General features: G+C 61.3%; 20 protein-coding genes and 1 tRNA gene. 11 read left to right on the top strand and 10 right to left on the bottom strand.

Annotated features, from left to right (window positions below; genetic code table 11):
• Positions 1 to 200: 200 nt before the first annotated feature.
• On the bottom strand, positions 201 to 971 hold the full coding sequence (locus tag AC07W7_RS00180) for a helix-turn-helix domain-containing protein (protein ID WP_495038608.1): 771 nt from the start codon (positions 969 to 971) through the stop codon (positions 201 to 203).
• A gap of 199 nt (positions 972 to 1,170) precedes the next feature.
• On the opposite strand from AC07W7_RS00180, the gene AC07W7_RS00175 reads away from it, so the two are divergent.
• The 6 genes from AC07W7_RS00175 (at position 1,171) to AC07W7_RS00150 (ending at position 8,060) form a co-directional block, all read left to right on the top strand.
• The gene (locus AC07W7_RS00175) at positions 1,171 to 2,787 is read left to right on the top strand and encodes an APC family permease (protein WP_169901912.1); all 1,617 of its coding nucleotides are present in this window, start codon (positions 1,171 to 1,173) and stop codon (positions 2,785 to 2,787) included.
• Between the two features lie 26 nt (positions 2,788 to 2,813).
• Positions 2,814 to 3,758 (top strand): 4-hydroxyproline epimerase, encoded by a 945-nt coding sequence (locus tag AC07W7_RS00170; protein WP_495038364.1) that lies wholly within the window; start codon positions 2,814 to 2,816, stop codon positions 3,756 to 3,758.
• 26 nt (positions 3,759 to 3,784) lie between these two features.
• Positions 3,785 to 4,732, top strand: a complete 948-nt coding sequence (locus tag AC07W7_RS00165) for a dihydrodipicolinate synthase family protein (RefSeq protein ID WP_076963849.1) — start codon at positions 3,785 to 3,787, stop codon at positions 4,730 to 4,732.
• A 59-nt stretch (positions 4,733 to 4,791) separates the two neighbouring features.
• Positions 4,792 to 6,363 carry an aldehyde dehydrogenase (NADP(+)) gene (locus AC07W7_RS00160; RefSeq protein ID WP_495038363.1) on the top strand — a complete coding sequence of 524 codons (1,572 nt, stop codon included), beginning with the start codon at positions 4,792 to 4,794 and terminating at the stop codon, positions 6,361 to 6,363.
• 2 nt (positions 6,364 to 6,365) lie between these two features.
• Complete coding sequence (locus AC07W7_RS00155; RefSeq protein WP_495038362.1) at positions 6,366 to 7,637, top strand: NAD(P)/FAD-dependent oxidoreductase; 1,272 nt, start codon at positions 6,366 to 6,368, stop codon at positions 7,635 to 7,637.
• 96 nt (positions 7,638 to 7,733) lie between these two features.
• Positions 7,734 to 8,060, top strand: a complete 327-nt coding sequence (locus tag AC07W7_RS00150; protein ID WP_099170316.1) for a DUF2388 domain-containing protein — start codon at positions 7,734 to 7,736, stop codon at positions 8,058 to 8,060.
• Between the two features lie 60 nt (positions 8,061 to 8,120).
• Here AC07W7_RS00150 and AC07W7_RS00145 read toward each other — a convergent pair whose 3' ends face one another.
• The 5 genes from AC07W7_RS00145 to AC07W7_RS00125 form a co-directional block, all read right to left on the bottom strand.
• Positions 8,121 to 9,443, bottom strand: a complete 1,323-nt coding sequence (locus tag AC07W7_RS00145; RefSeq protein ID WP_169901915.1) for an OprO/OprP family phosphate-selective porin — start codon at positions 9,441 to 9,443, stop codon at positions 8,121 to 8,123.
• 207 nt (positions 9,444 to 9,650) lie between these two features.
• A complete protein-coding gene (locus tag AC07W7_RS00140) occupies positions 9,651 to 10,562 on the bottom strand; it encodes a LysR family transcriptional regulator (protein ID WP_495038361.1) in 912 nt (303 codons plus the stop codon).
• Positions 10,563 to 10,573: 11 nt separating this feature from the next.
• The gene (locus tag AC07W7_RS00135) at positions 10,574 to 10,906 is read right to left on the bottom strand and encodes a DUF2790 domain-containing protein (protein ID WP_076963843.1); all 333 of its coding nucleotides are present in this window, start codon (positions 10,904 to 10,906) and stop codon (positions 10,574 to 10,576) included.
• A 109-nt stretch (positions 10,907 to 11,015) separates the two neighbouring features.
• Positions 11,016 to 11,813 carry an aminoglycoside phosphotransferase family protein gene (locus AC07W7_RS00130; RefSeq protein WP_076963842.1) on the bottom strand — a complete coding sequence of 266 codons (798 nt, stop codon included), beginning with the start codon at positions 11,811 to 11,813 and terminating at the stop codon, positions 11,016 to 11,018.
• The gene (locus AC07W7_RS00125) at positions 11,813 to 12,016 is read right to left on the bottom strand and encodes a hypothetical protein (RefSeq protein WP_495038360.1); all 204 of its coding nucleotides are present in this window, start codon (positions 12,014 to 12,016) and stop codon (positions 11,813 to 11,815) included. Before AC07W7_RS00125 ends, AC07W7_RS00130 begins: the two co-directional genes overlap by 1 nt.
• A 146-nt stretch (positions 12,017 to 12,162) precedes the next feature.
• Between AC07W7_RS00125 and AC07W7_RS00120 the strand changes: the two genes are divergently transcribed.
• Together AC07W7_RS00120 and AC07W7_RS00115 are read left to right on the top strand one after the other, a co-directional pair.
• A complete protein-coding gene (locus AC07W7_RS00120; RefSeq protein WP_169901919.1) occupies positions 12,163 to 12,768 on the top strand; it encodes a hypothetical protein in 606 nt (201 codons plus the stop codon).
• Positions 12,769 to 12,799: 31 nt separating this feature from the next.
• Positions 12,800 to 13,048, top strand: a complete 249-nt coding sequence (locus AC07W7_RS00115; protein WP_169865066.1) for a DUF6434 domain-containing protein — start codon at positions 12,800 to 12,802, stop codon at positions 13,046 to 13,048.
• Here the strand turns inward: AC07W7_RS00115 and AC07W7_RS00110 are convergent.
• Positions 13,001 to 13,522 carry a DUF2938 domain-containing protein gene (locus AC07W7_RS00110; RefSeq protein WP_076963838.1) on the bottom strand — a complete coding sequence of 174 codons (522 nt, stop codon included), beginning with the start codon at positions 13,520 to 13,522 and terminating at the stop codon, positions 13,001 to 13,003. The genes AC07W7_RS00115 and AC07W7_RS00110 overlap by 48 nt on opposite strands.
• 70 nt (positions 13,523 to 13,592) lie before the next feature.
• Between AC07W7_RS00110 and AC07W7_RS00105 the strand changes: the two genes are divergently transcribed.
• Positions 13,593 to 14,033, top strand: a complete 441-nt coding sequence (locus AC07W7_RS00105) for a helix-turn-helix domain-containing protein (RefSeq protein WP_076963837.1) — start codon at positions 13,593 to 13,595, stop codon at positions 14,031 to 14,033.
• Positions 14,034 to 14,106: 73 nt separating this feature from the next.
• On the opposite strand, the gene AC07W7_RS00100 is transcribed toward AC07W7_RS00105, so the two are convergent.
• Positions 14,107 to 14,676, bottom strand: a complete 570-nt coding sequence (locus AC07W7_RS00100) for a DJ-1/PfpI family protein (protein ID WP_099170312.1) — start codon at positions 14,674 to 14,676, stop codon at positions 14,107 to 14,109.
• 199 nt (positions 14,677 to 14,875) lie between these two features.
• Between AC07W7_RS00100 and AC07W7_RS00095 the strand changes: the two genes are divergently transcribed.
• Entirely contained in the window at positions 14,876 to 15,085 is a 210-nt protein-coding gene (locus AC07W7_RS00095) for a hypothetical protein (protein WP_169865079.1), read from the top strand.
• A 150-nt stretch (positions 15,086 to 15,235) separates the two neighbouring features.
• Here AC07W7_RS00095 and AC07W7_RS00090 read toward each other — a convergent pair whose 3' ends face one another.
• Together AC07W7_RS00090 and AC07W7_RS00085 are read right to left on the bottom strand one after the other, a co-directional pair.
• Entirely contained in the window at positions 15,236 to 15,493 is a 258-nt protein-coding gene (locus AC07W7_RS00090; RefSeq protein WP_099170311.1) for a double zinc ribbon domain-containing protein, read from the bottom strand.
• A gap of 800 nt (positions 15,494 to 16,293) precedes the next feature.
• Positions 16,294 to 16,384, bottom strand: a tRNA-Ser gene (locus tag AC07W7_RS00085).
• 152 nt (positions 16,385 to 16,536) lie between these two features.
• On the opposite strand from AC07W7_RS00085, the gene AC07W7_RS00080 reads away from it, so the two are divergent.
• Entirely contained in the window at positions 16,537 to 17,208 is a 672-nt protein-coding gene (locus AC07W7_RS00080; RefSeq protein ID WP_029293588.1) for a Bax inhibitor-1/YccA family protein, read from the top strand.
• Positions 17,209 to 17,266: the final 58 nt, after the last annotated feature.

Here is a 17,266-nt window from a genome sequence, read left to right as displayed (position 1 = left end):
TCCCACCTTGGATCTTCAGTACATTGAGTACCGTATGCATCCTGCGGTGGCAGTGAAATGCAATCCTCCAAACCCTGAAGCTCAAGGTGGGAGCTGTCGAGCCCCGGCGAGGCTGCGATGGCGGCGGCATGGCTGGGATTGATGTTGGCTGACCCGTCGCTATCGCTGGCAAGCCAGCTGCCACAGGGATTTGCGTCCACTCATTGGCTGGTGGCCTGCCGATACTGACGCGGCGTAAACCCCGTCAACGCCTTGAACTGGCGGGTGAATGCACTGTGGTCGGTGTAGCCGCACTGCAAGGCCACTTCGGTGATCGGCAACTCGGTATGCAACAGGCGATGGGCATGTTCCAGGCGTACTTTCTGGACCATCTGCCGGGGGGTCAGGTGGAACACGCGTTTGCAGTAGCGCTCCAGTTGCGCCACCGAAATACCGGCGATGCGCGTCAGTTCACCCAAGGTCACGCGCTGGTTGAAGTGGGCGCGGATGTGTTCGTCCACCGCCGCCAACCGCTGATAGGCCGGGTGTTTTTCGCTGGCCGATTGCAGGTCCACAGAAATCCCCGCCAGGCCGATGATCGCGCCCTCGCGGTTGTACAACGGCCATTTATGGGTCAGGCACCATCCCGGTTCGCGGCTGCCGTACAGGTGCAATTCCAGTTGATCCTCCAGCACCAGGCCCTGCTCCAGCACACGCCGGTCCTGTTCGGTATAGCCCGGCCCTAACTGTGCGGGGAATACCTGGGCGCTGGTCTTGCCCAGGAGCGGGCGCCGATCTTTCAAGCCGCAACGCTGCACCAGGGTGCGGTTGGCCATGACGTAGCGCGCCTGCACATCCTTGATAAACATCGTCGCATTGGGGATCACGTCGAGCATCGGCAACAGCATGGCCACGCCCGCCAGCAGCTGTTCGAGGCTGTGTGGGCGCGGCTCGTCGCCCTGGCACAGGGTTGCAAACGCGTTGTGCATCATGCCGCTCACCGCCTCATCGATCGCCTCACCCGTCAGCAGATTGCCCGATGACCAGGCCCCTGTCGAGCGCCGCTGCGCGCCTGGCAATTGTGCTGAATTCGTCATTGATAACCGTGCAAAACATCAATCGCCGGCAGGCTGATGGGTTCACTGTAGCGCCACTGCAGGCCTATCCAATAACCCACAAGAAGGCGCCGCTATGTCAGCCCAAGGCAAGTTCAAGAAACAGCTGTCCCTGATCGACCTCACCTTTATCGGCCTGGGAGCCATCTTCGGTTCCGGGTGGTTGTTTGCCGCCAGCCATGTGTCGTCGATTGCCGGCCCGGCGGGGATTTTTTCCTGGTTGCTCGGCGGTTTTGCGGTGCTGTTGCTGGGCATTGTGTATTGCGAATTGGGCGCGGCCCTGCCCCGTGCCGGGGGTGTGGTGCGCTACCCGGTGTATTCCCACGGCCCGCTGCTGGGCTACCTGATGGGTTTTATCACCCTGATCGCGTTTTCCAGCCTGGTGGCAATTGAAGTGGTCGCCTCAAGGCAGTACGCCGCGGCCTGGTTTCCCGAGTTGACCAAAGCCGGCTCCAGCGACCCCACCACCCTCGGCTGGCTGGTGCAGTTCGGCCTGCTCTGCCTGTTTTTCGTGCTCAACTACCGCAGCGTCAAGACCTTTGCCATCGCCAATAACCTGGTCAGTATTTTCAAGTTCATCGTGCCGCTGCTGGTGATCGGCGTGCTGTTCACCTTCTTCAAGCCGGCCAACTTCCACTCCCAGGGGTTCGCGCCGTTTGGCCTGTCGGGGATTGAAATGGCGGTGTCCGCCGGCGGGGTGATTTTTGCCTATCTGGGGCTGACGCCGATCATCTCGGTGGCCAGCGAAGTGAAAAACCCGCAACGCACCATTCCCATTGCCCTGATCCTTTCGGTGCTGCTGTCCACGGCGATTTATGTGCTGCTGCAAGTGGCCTTCCTCGGCGGCGTGCCCACCGAAATGCTTGCCAATGGATGGGCCGGCATCAGCAAGGAACTGGCCCTGCCCTATCGCGATATCGCCCTGGCCCTGGGCGTGGGGTGGCTGGCCTACCTGGTGGTAGCCGACGCGGTGATCTCCCCCAGCGGCTGCGGCAATATCTATATGAACGCCACGCCACGGGTGATCTATGGCTGGGCGCAGACAGGCACCTTCTTCAAGATTTTCACGCGCATCGATGAGAAGTCCGGCATCCCGCGCCCGGCGCTGTGGCTGACCTTTGGCTTGTCGGTGTTCTGGACCCTGCCGTTTCCGTCCTGGGAGGCGCTGATCAATGTGGTGTCCGCCGCCCTGGTGTTGAGCTACGCCGTGGCCCCGGTGTGCGTGGCGGCGCTGCGGCGCAATGCGCCGGACATGCCGCGCCCGTTCCGGGTCAAGTGGATGGCTGTGCTGGGCCCGCTGTCGTTCATCATCGCCGCGCTGATCGTCTACTGGTCGGGCTGGAACACCGTGTCGTGGCTGCTGGGCCTACAAATCGTGATGTTTGGGGTGTACCTGCTGTGCCGCCGCCTGGTGCCGACCCAGCACCTGGACATCGCCCGGCAAGTGCGCTCCAGCGCATGGTTGATCGGTTTCTACGCGGTGACCATGGTGCTGTCGAAGCTCGGCAGTTTTGGCGGCCTGGGCGTGCTCAGCCATCCCTTCGACACCCTGGTCGTCGCCGCCTGCGCGCTGGGCATCTACTACTGGGGCGCCGCCACCGGCGTGCCGGCGCACCTGGTGGAACTGGAACACGAAGACGACGAAAGCGAAGCCGTGCTGCCCGCGAGCGGCCTGCACCCGGCAAACGCGTAACCGGCCAATCACCAAGGAATAGCTGGATGAAACGACTGCATGTGATTGACTCCCACACCGGCGGCGAACCGACGCGCCTGATCATCAATGGCTTCCCACAGCTGGCCGGCCAGACCATCGCCGAGCAACTCGAAAACCTGCGCACCGAGCATGACCCATGGCGCCGCGCCTGCCTGCTGGAGCCCCGTGGCAACGCTGTACTGGTCGGCGCGCTGTACTGCGAGCCGGTCACGCCGGGGGCCACCTGTGGGGTGATTTTCTTCAACAATGCCGGCTACCTCGGCATGTGTGGCCACGGCACCATCGGCCTGGTTGCCTCGTTGCACTACCTGGGGCACATCGCACCGGGGGTGCACAGTATCGACACGCCAGTGGGCCCGGTCAGCGCCACCTTGCATGAGGACGGCGCCGTCACCCTGCGCAACGTACCCGCCTATCGCTATCGCCAGCAGGTGCCGGTGGAGGTGCCGGGGCATGGCCGGGTGTATGGCGATATCGCCTGGGGTGGCAACTGGTTTTTCCTGGTGTCCGAGCACGGTCAGGCGCTGCACATGGGCAATGTCGAGGCCCTGACCGACTTCACCTGGGCGCTGCTCAAGGCCCTCGAAGCCCAGGGCATCCATGGCGCAGACGGCGCGCTGATCGACCATATCGAACTGTTCGCCGATGACGACCAGTCCGACAGCCGCAACTTCGTCATGTGCCCCGGCAAAGCCTACGACCGCTCGCCCTGCGGCACCGGTACCAGCGCCAAGCTGGCGTGCCTGGCCGCCGATGGAAAACTTCAGGCCGGCGAGCCCTGGGTGCAAGCCAGCATCACCGCCAGCCAGTTCCAGGGCCACTTTGAATGGGAGGGCGAACGCATCCGTCCCTTCATCACCGGCCGCGCCTATATGACCGCCGACAGCACCTTATTGATCGATGAACAGGACCCCTTCGCCTGGGGCATTTGCGCACCCGGCAACGTTTAAACAGACCCTTCCAAGGAGATAGAAGCATGAGCGATAACATTTTCACCGGCTGCATCCCGGCCCTGATGACCCCGTGCACCGCCGAGCGCCAGCCGGACTTCGACGCCCTGGTCGCCAAGGGCCGCGAGCTGATCGAGATCGGCATGAGCGCCGTGGTGTATTGCGGCTCCATGGGCGACTGGCCGTTGCTCACCGAAGCCCAGCGCCAGGAAGGCGTGGCGCGCCTGGTGGCCGCCGGCATCCCGACCATCGTCGGCACCGGCGCGGTCAACAGCCGTGAGGCCATTGCCCATGCGGCCCACGCGGCCAAGGTCGGCGCCCATGGCTTGATGGTCATCCCTCGGGTGCTGTCCCGTGGCGCTTCGGCCACCGCGCAAAAAGCCCACTTCGCGGCGATCCTCAGTGCCGCGCCAAACCTGCCGTCGGTGATCTACAACAGCCCTTACTACGGTTTTGCCACCCGCGCCGACCTGTTCTTCGAGCTGCGCCGCGAGTACCCGAACCTGATCGGCTTCAAGGAATTCGGCGGCGGCGCCGACCTGCGCTATGCAGCCGAACACATCACCTCCCAGGACGATGACGTGACCCTGATGGTCGGTGTCGATACCCAAGTGGTGCACGGCTTCGTCAACTGCAACGCCACTGGGGCGATCACCGGTATCGGCAACGCCCTGCCACGGGAAGTCCTGCAACTGGTGGCCCTGAGCAAGAAAGCCGCCAAGGGCGATGCCAAGGCCCGGCGCCAGGCCCGCGAGCTGGAGGCGGCACTGGCGGTGCTGTCGTCCTTCGATGAAGGCTGCGACCTGGTGCTCTATTACAAGCACTTGATGGTGCTCAATGGCGACCGGGAATACAGCCTGCATTTCAACGAGAGCGATGCGCTCAGCGATGCCCAGCGCCGGTATGCCGAGCACCAGTACGCGCTGTTCCGCCAGTGGTACGCCAACTGGTCGGCAGAACAGAACGTCGACTGACGGCTCGTACGCCGCTGCTACACACACAGCGGCGCCCCCTCTTTTTTCAGGAACAGGCCATGACTCTGACAGGTAATCTGCTGATCGGTCAGCACTCCCTTCCCGGCACCCGCGCCGCCATCCGGGCGATCAACCCGGCCACCAACACTGCGCTGGAGCCGGCCTATCCCGGCGCTTCCAGCGAGCAGGTGGCCCAGGCCTGCGCGCTGGCGTGGTCAGCCTTCGACAGCTACCGCGAAACGTCCCTGGCGGCGCGTGCTCAATTGCTCGAAACCATCGCCCACGAAATCGAAGCCCTCGGCGATGAGCTGCTCGAACGCGCCGTGGCCGAAACCGGCTTGCCCCTCGCGCGGATCCTGGGTGAACGGGGCCGCACCTGCCAGCAACTGCGCACCTTCGCCCGTACCGTACGCGCCGGCGAATGGCTGGATGTACGGGTCGATCACGCCCAACCGGAGCGCCAGCCCCTGCCCCGTGCCGATCTGCGCCAGCGCCAGGTGCCACTGGGGCCGGTGGCCGTCTTCGGCGCCAGCAACTTCCCGCTGGCGTTCTCGGTGGCCGGCGGCGATACCGCCTCAGCCCTCGCCGCCGGTTGCCCGGTGATCGTCAAGGCCCACGGCGCCCACCCCGGCACCAGCGAACGGGTGGGCCGCGCGCTGGCCCGTGCAGTGAAGCAGTGTGGCCTGCCCGAAGGTGTGTTCTCGCTGCTGTACGGCGCGGGTCGCGAAGTGGGGATTGCCCTGGTCAGCGACCCACGGATCAAGGCGGTAGGCTTTACCGGCTCGCAAAGTGGCGGCATCGCCTTATGCCAGGCGGCCCAGGCGCGCCCGGAGCCGATCCCGGTGTACGCGGAAATGAGTTCGATCAACCCGGTGTACCTGTTCCCGGCCGCCCTCAAGGCGCGCGGCGAAGCGCTGGCGCAAGGGTTTGTCGCCTCGTTGACCCAGGGCGCCGGGCAGTTTTGCACTAATCCCGGGCTGGTCATTGCGGTGCAAGGCGCACAGTTGGAGCAGTTTGTCAGCCTCACCAGCGACCTGCTGCAACGCAGCCCGGCGCAGACCATGCTCACCCCGGGCATCTTCCAGGCCTATGAAGCGGGCGTCGGCACACTGGCCGAGCATGCCCAATGCGTGGCCAGCGGGTTAGCAGCACAAGGCCCGAACCAATGCCAGGCGCAGCTGTTCGTCACCCTCGCGCAGGACTTTCTCGCCAACCCACACTTGCAGGCCGAAATATTCGGTGCCGCCTCGTTGCTGGTGCAGTGCGCCGATGACGCGCAAATGCGCCAAGTAACCGAACACCTCGAAGGCCAGTTGACCGCCAGCCTGCACCTGGACGAGGGCGATCTTGAACAGGCACGGGCCTTGCTGCCAACCCTTGAGCGCAAGGCTGGCCGGCTGCTGGTCAATGGCTGGCCGACCGGGGTCGAGGTGTGTGATGCCATGGTGCATGGCGGGCCCTTCCCGGCGACCTCGGACTCGCGCTCGACCTCGGTCGGCACCGCCGCGATCCAGCGCTTCCTGCGCCCGGTGTGCTACCAGGACTTCCCCGACAGCCTGCTGCCCGCGGCCCTGAAACACGGCAACCCGCTGGCGCTGCGGCGCTTGCTCGACGGCCAGAGAGAAGCCTGACCATGGCCGACAACCTTCAACCCCAGACCGACATTGCGGTGGTCGGCGCCGGCATCATCGGCGTCGCCTGCGCGCTGCAACTGGCGCGCCAGGGCCGGCGCGTGGTGGTCATCGACCAGCAGGAACCGGGGATGGGCGCCTCGTTCGGCAATGCCGGGCATTTGGCCACTGAACAGGTGTTCCCCATCGCCGACCTGTCGATCCTGATGCGTCTGCCCGCCATGCTTATGGACCCCATGGGCCCACTGCGCCTGGACTGGAAATACCTGCCCCGCGCCCTGCCCTGGTTTGCTCGCCTGCTGCTGAACCTGCGACCGGCGGCCTACCAGCGCACCGTCGCGGGTATCCGTGCGCTGAATGAAAGCAGCCTGGGCGCCTGGCAGCGCTTGTTGGCGAACATCGCCCAGCCACAGTTGATGCGCGAAGACGGCTCGCTGTTGGTGTTCGAGCGTGCCGAATCGCGGCAAGCGATTGAAGGTTTGCAAGCACGCATGACCCAGCAAAACGTGCCGGTGGACTGCTGGTCCGCCGGCGCCGTGCAGCAGGCGGCGCCGCAATTAAGCGAGCGGATCCAGGGGGGCTTGTTCTTTCCCCGCACCGGGCATTTCCTCGATCCGTATCGCGTGGTGTGCGCGTTGGTCGAAGCCGCCAAGGCCGGCGGCGTGCAGTTTCTCAAGCAGCAGGTACAGGGCGGCCAGTTGCAGACCCAGGGCGTTGCATTGATCACCGACCAGGGCCGCTTGGCCGCCCGCCAGGTGCTGATCGCCTGCGGCGCCCACTCGGCCAGGCTCACCCAGGCGCTGACCGGCAAAAAGGTGCCCCTGGACACCGAGCGCGGTTATCACCTGATGCTGCCCCATGAGCAAGACCGCTTGCCCTTCGCCGTCACCTCGCTGGAGCGCAAGTTCATCATGACACCCATGGCCGCTGGCCTGCGGCTGGCCGGCACCGTGGAATTCGCCGGCCTCGACCGGCCGCCGAACATGCAGCGTGCCTGGCAACTGCACCGGTTGAGCCACGGTCTGTTGCGGCACGAATTGAGGGCTGAGGACGCCACCCCGTGGATGGGCTTTCGGCCCTCGTTGCCGGACTCGCTGCCGATCATCGACCGGGTGTGCGACGGCAAGGTGTTGCTTGCTTTCGGGCACCAACATCTGGGCTTGACCCAAGCGGCGATCACTGCCGAGCTTATCGCCCAGTTGGTAACCCCGCTCTACGCGCCCCAACCTCTGGGCTTGCCTGCGCTGCAGGCCTACCGGCTGGATCGTTTCTGACCCAGGCTGGCTTGCCCCGTCGGGTCGCGCAGCGGCCCTAAACAGGCAGGAGTCTGCTAGGGTGTCGGCCATCTCCGCGCAAAGGAAGGCAAAAAAATGGAGGCATGGAAGGTTTTCGCGTTCAGCCTATTGGCGTCGATCAGCCCTCAGACGCTGGCCGGGGAGCCCAAGGAGCCGGGCGACCGTGCCATGTACTGGACCACGCTCGGCCCCACGCTGTTCAGCTCTATCGCCACCGAACTGACCACCCATCCCGGCAATTTCTTTGGCCCGGCCAAGTCGGATGCCCTGGCGTTTGTCGGCTCCGACGGGCAGATACGTGGCGCCCAATTCGAGCAGGCGGTGCGTTACTACCATACGGCGTACCGCCCGCCGTTGATGTCGGACCGTCAGTTGGCCTTGGCGATTGTGACGGCTGACTGATCACGTCAGCACCGATGGGCGTACAGGCCTCCCCATCGGCGCCAAACGCTCCAGCGTGTTTTAGAAGACGTATTGCAAGCGCATGACCACGCCATCACCCGTGTCATCACCTACCGTGTTGCTAACGTTATCCGTGCGGGCCTTGACGTAGTTGGCGCTGACCTTGACCGCCTCGTTGGCGTACCAGTTGACGCCCAGGGTATGGGCTTTGCCTTCGCTGTCGCCAACCTGGCGCACATTGGTGCTGACCACCACATTGTCGTCCTCGACGGTGAACGCGTCGTAGCGGTAGAACACCTCCCAGGCGCCGATCTGCTTGTTTTGCGGCTTGATGGAGTCGAACCTGGCACCATCGAGTTTGTAGATGCGTGGCTCGCCGGTCAGGGTGTAGGCCATCTGTGCGTAATAACCGCTGGCCTTGATGTCATTTTGTGCGGCATCGGCCTTGAGGGTCCGTCGCAGGTATTCCCCCTGCACCGAGAACGCGTCCAGCGCCCAGGCACCTTCCAGGCCCCACACCGAGTCGTCCTTCCACAACCCCTGCTGGGCCGCGCTGCCGCCAAAGACCGAGCGGGTGCCATTGTTGCCGGCGCTGTTGCCGCCGTTGGTCTCGACGCCACGCATGCCCATGCGTGAACGGATGCGCGTGTCGATGGCGGCGTCCTTGAGGTCACGGTAGGCGTATTGCACCCCCACGTGCAGCACATTGCCGGACTCATGCAGCGGGGCGAACACACCGCGCAGGTTGTAGCGTTTGACGCTGTCGCCATCGGTGTCGTTGTTGTTTTCGCTGAACACGCTGCCGGACAGGTAGGCCATCTCACCCACTACGCCGTTGGCCTGTACGCCCATGCCAGAGTTATCGTTGATCCACTCCGCCACATCGTAGGAAAGATTACGCTCCAGGGCCGTGACCCATTTGGAGCTGGTGGCTTTCTCCAAGCCAAAGTCAGTGTAGAAACGCCCGACTTTTACATTCAGGGGATTGAACCCGGTGTAGGTCACACTGCCTTCGTCGAAGTAGCCTGTGCTGTCATTGCCCACGTTGCGGGACAGGTCGTAGTTGATCTGGTATTTCCAGTCCTTGTAGACCGTACCGCCAAACTCCAGGTAGGCCCGGCGAAAATACGCGGCGTCCGCCGTGTTGCCATTACGGGTGTAGTAATCATTAAACCTGGCGTAATCGGCCTGGATACGTCCGCCCAACTTGAAGCTGAATTCCTTGTCGGTGGTGGCCACTTCCAGGCCGCCCTTGGTTTTGATCACAATGTCCGCGCCATCGGTGGTGACCGTGCCTGCCTGGACCGACAACGCCAATACGCTGCCCGCCACAGCCAGGCTGAGTTGAGTGAGTCCTGCGCATTTCGAATAACTAATCGACATCTATTTCCCCTCGTTATCGTTAAGTACTACTTGGCGACGGGGAGCTTCCAAACACCAGATGACGGTTTGGATGTATTTACAAGACACTTTTATGACATTCGCTATTCTTTGCTCTTGAACCGTGTGGCAGGCCTTATAAACAAAGGCCTTACTACACGACCAGGCGCCCACAGCGAATATGTCAGAATGATTAAAGTTATTGCCGACTCAGATGACGCTCTCGAACCAGTCACGCCGCTCGTCAAAGACTTTGCGAATCAACGCCACCAAGGTTTGTACATACGGTTGATCGGCGGTCAACGGTGCGATGGACAGCCATGCCAGCCGTTCCATGGGTTCGCTGAACAAAGGCGTGAGGGCCAGCAGGTTTTTATCCAGACGGGTGATGTAGTTGGGTAACAACCCGACGCAGGCGCTGTGCTTGATCCATTCCCGCACCCACTCCTGGGAATGTACCTGGACCAGCGCCCTCTGGCGCTGCTTGACCAGGCGGTTCCAGGGCTCAAACGCCGCAACCGGCGCATTCGTGCGGCCTTGCACCAGCATAAAGTCAGATAAATCAGCGATGCGCGTCGGCAAACGGTTGCCGCGACAGTAACGCTTGGCCATATGCGGGCTGTAGTCAATGCGCGCCAGACGTTGCGGCGTGGTCATGGCAAACCCGGGCGAGGGACGCGGACGATCGGCATCCGCCAGCCATACCATGACATCCGCCTGGCGCGTCGGCTCGCCCGTCAACGGGATGACTTCCAGCTGTATCGCCGGGTACTTGCGCATAAAATCCAGCACCTCACGCGCCAGCAGATCGCGCATAAGGGAGTCTTCCACGGCCAGGCGCAACAACGGTTGCGGCAAGGTGCCCACGGGGGGCTGAACATCGCCAAACCGCGCCATCAGTAGCGTTTGCAGGCGCTGGCCCTTGAGGGTCAGGCGCAGGGCATTTTCCCGGTAGATAAATAGCGGGCTGCCCAGCCGCCCCTCCAACAGGGCCAGTTGCTTACGCAGTTCTGCAGTGCGGATATTTAGGCTGCGGGCGGCCTGGCGAAAGCTGGCACAGCGCGCGCAGGTGAGAAAACGTAGCGCCAGTTCGTGGTCAATCAACGGTGCCTGCACAGTCATAAGGCAACCTTTCAGCGACCATTATTACGGCACTGCCCCATGACTTGGTATTCGATGGTATTGAGCTTGCCGCTCGAATCCTCAAAGGTCATGCGCGAGGGTACGATGTCGCAGGAGCGGATCGTCGGGGTTACGCTGACCACCTTGGCGATGTCCAGTTTCATGCCGTAGCGATAGTCCTGGACCTGGGGTATGTCCTTGCCTTTTTTTAACGCATAGGCCTCCATGGCTTTCTGGTTATCGCTCATCAACTTCTCAAACCCACGATCACTGCCGCTCGTGGCAAGCGCAACGGTGGACAATGACAACGCCAATGCAGCAATACTTAGTTTCAACAGGTTCATCGGTTTTATCTCTCAAGTTACTTTTCCAGCCTTGAGAGTAACTAACCGACCCTGTCGGCAAGGTAGCTTGAAAATTACCTTTCTGTTATCCGCAACTAAATGACGCTAATCACCGAGCAAGCGCCGCCGCCGCCAGTTGCGCCACCCCGAGGTTAACTCCCGGCTCATCGCCGTCTTCGCGCATCCAGGTCAACGACAACCCTGCCCAGGCGAGCACCCATTGCAGGAGCCGACGGCGCTCGATACCCGAGGCACTGGCAACGATCTCGACCCGCCGCGCAAAGCACTCGGGGGCCAGGGCGCGTTCATCGGGATTGCAGAAGAGGTTCGCATAATCAAAGCCCCGCTCGCCGTACAGCCCCTTGGGGTCGATGGCCAGCCAACCGGACGCGCCAAAATCCAGCACATTGCCATGGTGGATATCGCCATGCAGTACCGCGACATCCTGGGGGGCCGCCAGCAGTTCCTGTGCCGTGCTGGCGCATTGTGCCAGGATGCCGCCGTACCTCGCCGCCCCGGGCCATAGCGCCTCGAACCACTGCGCCAGGGGGACCAGGGCGGGAATTGGCCTGGCCCGTGGCGCATGCAGACGCGCGGCGACGGCGCAGAGGATGCGCGTGGCGTCGTCATCCCGACCGTCACTGACCCTCTGTATAAGCGAAGCCGAGCCCAGCGCACGCGCCATCAGCAAGGCCTCGGTATCACGGGCCAGCACCGGCGCGGCACCTTCGCCGTCCCACCAGGCCATCAACACACTGCCAGCTTGTTCCTCGGCCACCTGGGAGATTTTGAGCATGGCCGGCATGCCCCGCTGGCGAACGGGCAGTAGATCACCATTGCGCGAGGCGAATGCATCGCCATCGACGGTCAGGTCCCATCGCTTCAGGTATGGTTCAAACAGCCTCATCACTGGGACCGGAACCTCAGCAAGCCCATGGCAAACAGCCAACCGCTGAGCATGGACAGGTAGATAGAGGTGTATGACGCCACGGTGTAGTCCAATACGAAGTTGAGCACGGTCAGCGCAATGGCGGCGCACAGGAACTGGGTACGGGTAAAACGGCGCAGAAAGCGTTCGATTGCGGCATTCAAGGTGGCAAGGTACTTCATCGGTTTATCCCTGGATAAGGGTGACGGCATCCGCTCACTTGCGCCCGTCTGTCCTGAAAAAACCAGAAATAATGCGGCACAGAGCTGATGAGAATCAACCGCAGAGATGCCATAGTCGCCCGCACAGCAAATGGAGTTGGTCCCCTATGAAACACTACATCCTCTATCCCCTCTTGGCGCTGCTCGCTGGATGCAGCAGCGGGCCGTATCTGCATCCGCAATCGGCAGTCGGCACAAATGCGTTACTCGAACGTACCTGCCCCGGCCCGAAAGCCGCGATAAGCTTTGCTCCACGCTCGCAAGAACTCGATTGGGTTCACGTACTGGTCTATGTAGCACCACCCGGGACATCCAGCTGGCCAGGCAACCTGCGCTCGACCGATACCGAACTGCGCCTGTTTGGCCGGCTGTACATCCCCCCGCGCCTGCGCAACCTGAATACCCCGGATCAACGCCGGGCGGCCTATAAACAGACCGACCCGGCGCTGTGGGTCAGCGCCGATTCACCATTGGTCACTGTAACGCTGGCGACAGGCCAGACCTATCAAGTCAGTATCGAGCAACTGAAAACCGGCTTTGACCCCAAGGAACAATCCAGCAGCAGCCGCAAGGGCACGGCCCTGGGCAAAGGCGATATGGATGACTTCACCCTCACCTTCCCGGCTATATTCGTGAACGGTGAACAAGTGCCGATGGCGCCGATTCACTTCAAGAAACGCGAAGAGCGCTATGCGCCGGTATTGAACTGCTGAGTTAGAAACCCACATCACTCAAGGAATGGCAATGACCTTCGACTGGCACTCCGGCCCCATCACCCGCACCACTCCGCTGGACAAGCACTACAGGAATACGCAGAAGGTGCGCCAGTTCCTGATTGGCGAGTGCGGGGAGTCGTTCAAGTTCGATCGGGCGTTCATGGCCTGGATCAAGAGTGGCGAGCCCTTGACCCTGGGGGACGTGGCGGATCAGTGGACGCGGACGAGGTCATCCCTGCCCCAGGCACACCGGCGCGGGAAAGAGTTGGATCAGTAGCCAGCCCGCTACAAACAGCCCGACGCCAAACGTAAGGTGTGCAATAAGGCTTCGGCGCCTGGCCCGGTTCGGTGCCGGCGTCTTGGCGGCGGCGAAGCCGAAACCAAAGGCGGGCTGCATGATACAAAAAGGTGCAAGCACGCTGATCAAGCCCGTCAGCAACGCGGGCATCAGCGCTGGGTTGCAGAGCCAGCCCGGCCCCTGGAACCCCAGGAGCACCAGCGCGAAGACACCGCCCGTGAGGTAATGGAACACCCAGCCCATCAGGCTTTCATTCCAGATACGCGGCGCCGCCACAATCGAGGCATGGCGAAACTGCCCTTTGGGCATGTGGCCCAGCCAACGGCCGACAAGCCTGTAGTCCAGGGATGCCAAGCCAAATACCCGTGCCTGCATCAACGCGGACAGGTCCATGATCAGCGTGGCCCCCAGCCCAACCAGCACCATACGCAGTACACTTTCGGTTGTTTCCATGTTATTTCCTCTTGCCTTCGGCCGGTTTGATCCCGGCAGTCTGCAAGTTCAAGCCGCCTTGAGGTCAAGCATGAAAGAGATGGGTATCGGTGAAGTGGCACGCCGCTGCGGCCTGCCGCCTTCAACCCTGCGGTACTACGAAGAAAAGGGCCTTATCCGCTCCATAGGCCGCCGTGGCCTGAGCCGGGTATTTGCTGCGGATGTGCTTGAGCGCCTGTCCTTGATCACGCTCGGCCAGTCTGCGGCATTTTCCCTGGACGATATCGCCGCCATGCTGGGCGCGGATGGCCAACCGGCCATCGATCACCAGCGGCTGGCCGAAAAGGCTGATGAACTGGACCGCACCATCAAGCAGCTCAGCGCCATACGCGATGGACTGCGACGTGCTGCGGCGTGCCCTGCTGCGCGGCATATTGAATGCGCGAACTTCCAGAAAGTCCTCAGTGCCGTGCAGGCGGGGAGCCTGAAGAGAAAAGCCGGCAAGGCTCGTCTGCGCAGAAATGGAGGTTGAGACCCGTCCGGCGCGGGGCATGGGCAATAAGCCATTGACCTCCAAATGACCACTGCGCGACTCGCGGCATCCGTCATTTATGTTCAGCGGCCAACATCGTTTTGAACTGTAAAACAGTCTCTGACGATAACCCCGCAGCCTCGAAGACGGCACAGGTGAAGCTCACGGGTGCAGGGCCAGGCGCACTGATGATCCGGTCGGCCACCATCGCGCCTGGGCAGCCTTGATAAAGCGCCTCTCCCGTATAATTGGCGGCGTTCTGCTTCAGAAAATCAACGCTGTTGGACGTGTGGGCAATTGTATTGAGCAGGCCGGCCCTGGCCAGTGCGAGTGTACCGCCGCATATCCCCGCGAGGGTTGCACCACCCAGACGGCTGGCTCGCAGAAAGTCTGCCATATCCGGCGCTTCTGCACGCTCCCAGACCATTCCCCCGACGACGACGACAACGTCTGGTTTCCACTCCTGGCATTGCTGCAAGCTGCCCTCCACCGTTACGGCCAACCCGCCCTGGGAGCAGAACGACCCCGGCGCCGGGGCGAAAAAGCGGACGTCGATGCCGTAGAACGGTGCTGCGGTGCCTGCGATAAAAGCATATTCCCAATCGGCAAAACCGGGGGTCAGTACCAAACCTATACGTGCCATGGGCCAGAGTCGTCCTTGTATAAAATATGTGGGCAGAGGATTGCATTCTACTTGGTACATCAACTAGTTTCAGATCGTGCTTATGACGACTATTTCGTGTGTTTGTCGCCATTCACCACTTGGGCGATATCGCGCAGGCGGGCCGTACTGGATCGGCAGAATCGAGAGCCTGCCTAATTCAACATAGGATCAAGTGCAAATGCCGAACTCTGACCTGCTCCCTTCCCTGCTGTCCAAAATCAACGAAAACCAACTCGTCCTTGAAGCAGCCGTCATGGAGCTTACGAATTGGGTTGAACAACAAGGCGGTACGGCCGTCGCCGAAAACGTGCGGGGAGCTCTGGACACGCTCGACCGGAACGAAGAGTTTATCAAGCTGACCTTGGCGGTCCTCATGACACCGGAGTAATCACTCGAAATGACTGACCCCAATCATGTCGAAGGAAAAAACCGAGGTAATGCTGTGCACCCGAGCGAGCCATCCCTGGCGCATATCTACAACGGGATTACCTTTCAAAACTCCAGGTAATGGGGGCTCCGTGGATGGAGCACACCCTGCTTACCCTTGGGCACTCCCACACTGAGAACAGAATTTTGCCCCAGTCGCCATCACCGCATTGCACTGCCCGCAGTTGGCCGACACCAATGACTCACCACACTGTCGACAAAACCGCGCACCACCCGCATTAGTTGTCCGGCAACTGAGGCAAAGTGTGCCGATCGGCTGGCCTTCGCCTTGTTCTTTGTAGCGTCCACCGTGTGAACCACCATGCCCGCGATTGTGGTGCCCACCTAATATCTGCTTAAAAAAACTCATGAGCGCATCTCCAATTAAATGTGTTCCAGGATTAAAAACCCTGAAGTAACATTAGAGTCAAGCCATCGCTCACGGCGCTTGGTCGCCGGCATCGGTTCGCAGGCGCGCGGCCATGCCCCCAGAAGTCGCCCTCCTATTCGCAACCCAAGCCTAGACTCTCTCCCTTCCATAAGGCCGCCGCTTGAACCCTACGGCACATGTCTCTATCGCGGGCCTGCATATTGTCGATGCTTGGATTGCCGGTTTTTTCAAACTCCGGCCTAACGGGTGTGCCTGGGTGGTTTAACGCCTCTTGCCCCTCGATATGGAGTTCTCGGGAGATGGGCTTCGGCTTCGCCTCTGGTGGCGATGCGGGTTTCGGCAGCTCATGGATGGCCTCGCCAAAACGCTGGAGTAACGGGCTTTGTGGCAACTCATCTGACACGGCCTGGGTTGATATGAGCAAGGCCAACAATACCGCGCCGTATCTCTTAAACACTTCCAGCACCTCCCCATCTGAGTTAATCGACGAATAATCTGGAGTTAAGCAATCGCCGCACTCAGGCAATAAAAACTAACCGCCTGAGCACCTGACGCTGCTCGATCTGACGTGCGTCATGCGCGCGAGGACAATCGATTATCAGTGAGATAACTCATAGCCGTCGCTTACTGAGCATTTATCAAACTGTAACCCCAATACAATCGTCGACACAAACCCACCGCCAGCGCGGCCGACCTGGACGCCTCGCTAACCCTGGCATTCCCCAGCCAAACCCCAAAAACACAAAAGCCCCGCATAAGCGGGGCTTTTGTTTGAATCTTGGCGGGAAACCAGGGATTCGAACCCTGGGAACGCTATTAACGTTCGCCGGTTTTCAAGACCGGTGCATTCAACCACTCTGCCAATTTCCCTTGCGCAACACAGGATTATACTAGCCTATCCTGCCTCAGCGGGCGCCATAATACCCGAATGAAACACACTGTCAAACTCTCTGCATAGCTTGTTACAGAGCGTCTGTTATGATCTTTGCGACTGAACGTTTCAAAACTGAAGGAGTGTCGCCATGCGCGAACAGGATTACGCAGTTAATAGCAACGTGCAGGCTGAGCAGCTAGAGGTTAGCCGCGTCCTGCGCAATACATACGGCCTGCTCGCCCTCACCCTCGCATTTAGCGGCGTGATGGCGTATGTGGCGCAGCAGATGCGTGTCGGCTACCCGAATATTTTCGTGGTATTGATCGGCTTCTACGGCCTGTTTTTCCTCACCAACAAGCTGCGCGACTCGGCCTGGGGCCTGGTGTCGGCGTTTGCCCTGACCGGTTTCATGGGGTTCCTGCTGGGCCCTATCCTTAACCGTTACCTGGGCATGCAGGGCGGCGCGGAAGTGGTCAGCTCGGCGTTTGCCATGACGGCCCTGGTGTTTGGTGGCCTGTCGGCCTATGTGCTGATCACCCGCAAGGACATGAGCTTCCTCGGCGGTTTCATCACGGCTGGCTTCTTCGTGTTGCTGGCGGCGGTGCTGGCGAGCATGTTCTTCCAGATCAGCGGCCTGCAATTGGCGATCAGCGCCGGTTTCGTGCTGTTTTCCTCGGTCTGCATTCTGTTCCAGACCAGCGCCATCATTCATGGCGGCGAGCGCAACTACATCATGGCGACCATCAGCCTGTATGTATCGATCTACAACCTGTTTGTCAGCCTGTTGCAGATCTTCGGCATCATGAGCCGCGACGACTGATCCCAGCCTGATCAAAAAGCCCGCTTCGGCGGGCTTTTTGTTGCCTGCGGCTTTATCA

The organism is Pseudomonas sp. GW821-FHT01D09 (assembly GCF_059422465.1).
The sequence above is the reverse complement of the archived record's forward strand: the minus strand, read 5'-3'. Positions and strand labels throughout refer to the sequence as shown.

Bases quoted from the DNA above. Each gene is read 5' to 3' on its own strand.
- AC07W7_RS00180 (WP_495038608.1), bottom strand. From the start codon at position 971: ATGATGCACAACGCGTTTGCAACCCTGTGCCAGGGCGACGAGCCGCGC.
- AC07W7_RS00175 (WP_169901912.1), top strand. From the start codon at position 1,171: ATGTCAGCCCAAGGCAAGTTCAAGAAACAGCTGTCCCTGATCGACCTC.
- AC07W7_RS00170 (WP_495038364.1), top strand. From the start codon at position 2,814: ATGAAACGACTGCATGTGATTGACTCCCACACCGGCGGCGAACCGACG.
- AC07W7_RS00165 (WP_076963849.1), top strand. From the start codon at position 3,785: ATGAGCGATAACATTTTCACCGGCTGCATCCCGGCCCTGATGACCCCG.
- AC07W7_RS00160 (WP_495038363.1), top strand. From the start codon at position 4,792: ATGACTCTGACAGGTAATCTGCTGATCGGTCAGCACTCCCTTCCCGGC.
- AC07W7_RS00155 (WP_495038362.1), top strand. From the start codon at position 6,366: ATGGCCGACAACCTTCAACCCCAGACCGACATTGCGGTGGTCGGCGCC.
- AC07W7_RS00150 (WP_099170316.1), top strand. From the start codon at position 7,734: ATGGAGGCATGGAAGGTTTTCGCGTTCAGCCTATTGGCGTCGATCAGC.
- AC07W7_RS00145 (WP_169901915.1), bottom strand. From the start codon at position 9,443: ATGTCGATTAGTTATTCGAAATGCGCAGGACTCACTCAACTCAGCCTG.
- AC07W7_RS00140 (WP_495038361.1), bottom strand. From the start codon at position 10,562: ATGACTGTGCAGGCACCGTTGATTGACCACGAACTGGCGCTACGTTTT.
- AC07W7_RS00135 (WP_076963843.1), bottom strand. From the start codon at position 10,906: ATGAACCTGTTGAAACTAAGTATTGCTGCATTGGCGTTGTCATTGTCC.
- AC07W7_RS00130 (WP_076963842.1), bottom strand. From the start codon at position 11,813: ATGAGGCTGTTTGAACCATACCTGAAGCGATGGGACCTGACCGTCGAT.
- AC07W7_RS00125 (WP_495038360.1), bottom strand. From the start codon at position 12,016: ATGAAGTACCTTGCCACCTTGAATGCCGCAATCGAACGCTTTCTGCGC.
- AC07W7_RS00120 (WP_169901919.1), top strand. From the start codon at position 12,163: ATGAAACACTACATCCTCTATCCCCTCTTGGCGCTGCTCGCTGGATGC.
- AC07W7_RS00115 (WP_169865066.1), top strand. From the start codon at position 12,800: ATGACCTTCGACTGGCACTCCGGCCCCATCACCCGCACCACTCCGCTG.
- AC07W7_RS00110 (WP_076963838.1), bottom strand. From the start codon at position 13,522: ATGGAAACAACCGAAAGTGTACTGCGTATGGTGCTGGTTGGGCTGGGG.
- AC07W7_RS00105 (WP_076963837.1), top strand. From the start codon at position 13,593: ATGAAAGAGATGGGTATCGGTGAAGTGGCACGCCGCTGCGGCCTGCCG.
- AC07W7_RS00100 (WP_099170312.1), bottom strand. From the start codon at position 14,676: ATGGCACGTATAGGTTTGGTACTGACCCCCGGTTTTGCCGATTGGGAA.
- AC07W7_RS00095 (WP_169865079.1), top strand. From the start codon at position 14,876: ATGCCGAACTCTGACCTGCTCCCTTCCCTGCTGTCCAAAATCAACGAA.
- AC07W7_RS00090 (WP_099170311.1), bottom strand. From the start codon at position 15,493: ATGAGTTTTTTTAAGCAGATATTAGGTGGGCACCACAATCGCGGGCAT.
- AC07W7_RS00080 (WP_029293588.1), top strand. From the start codon at position 16,537: ATGCGCGAACAGGATTACGCAGTTAATAGCAACGTGCAGGCTGAGCAG.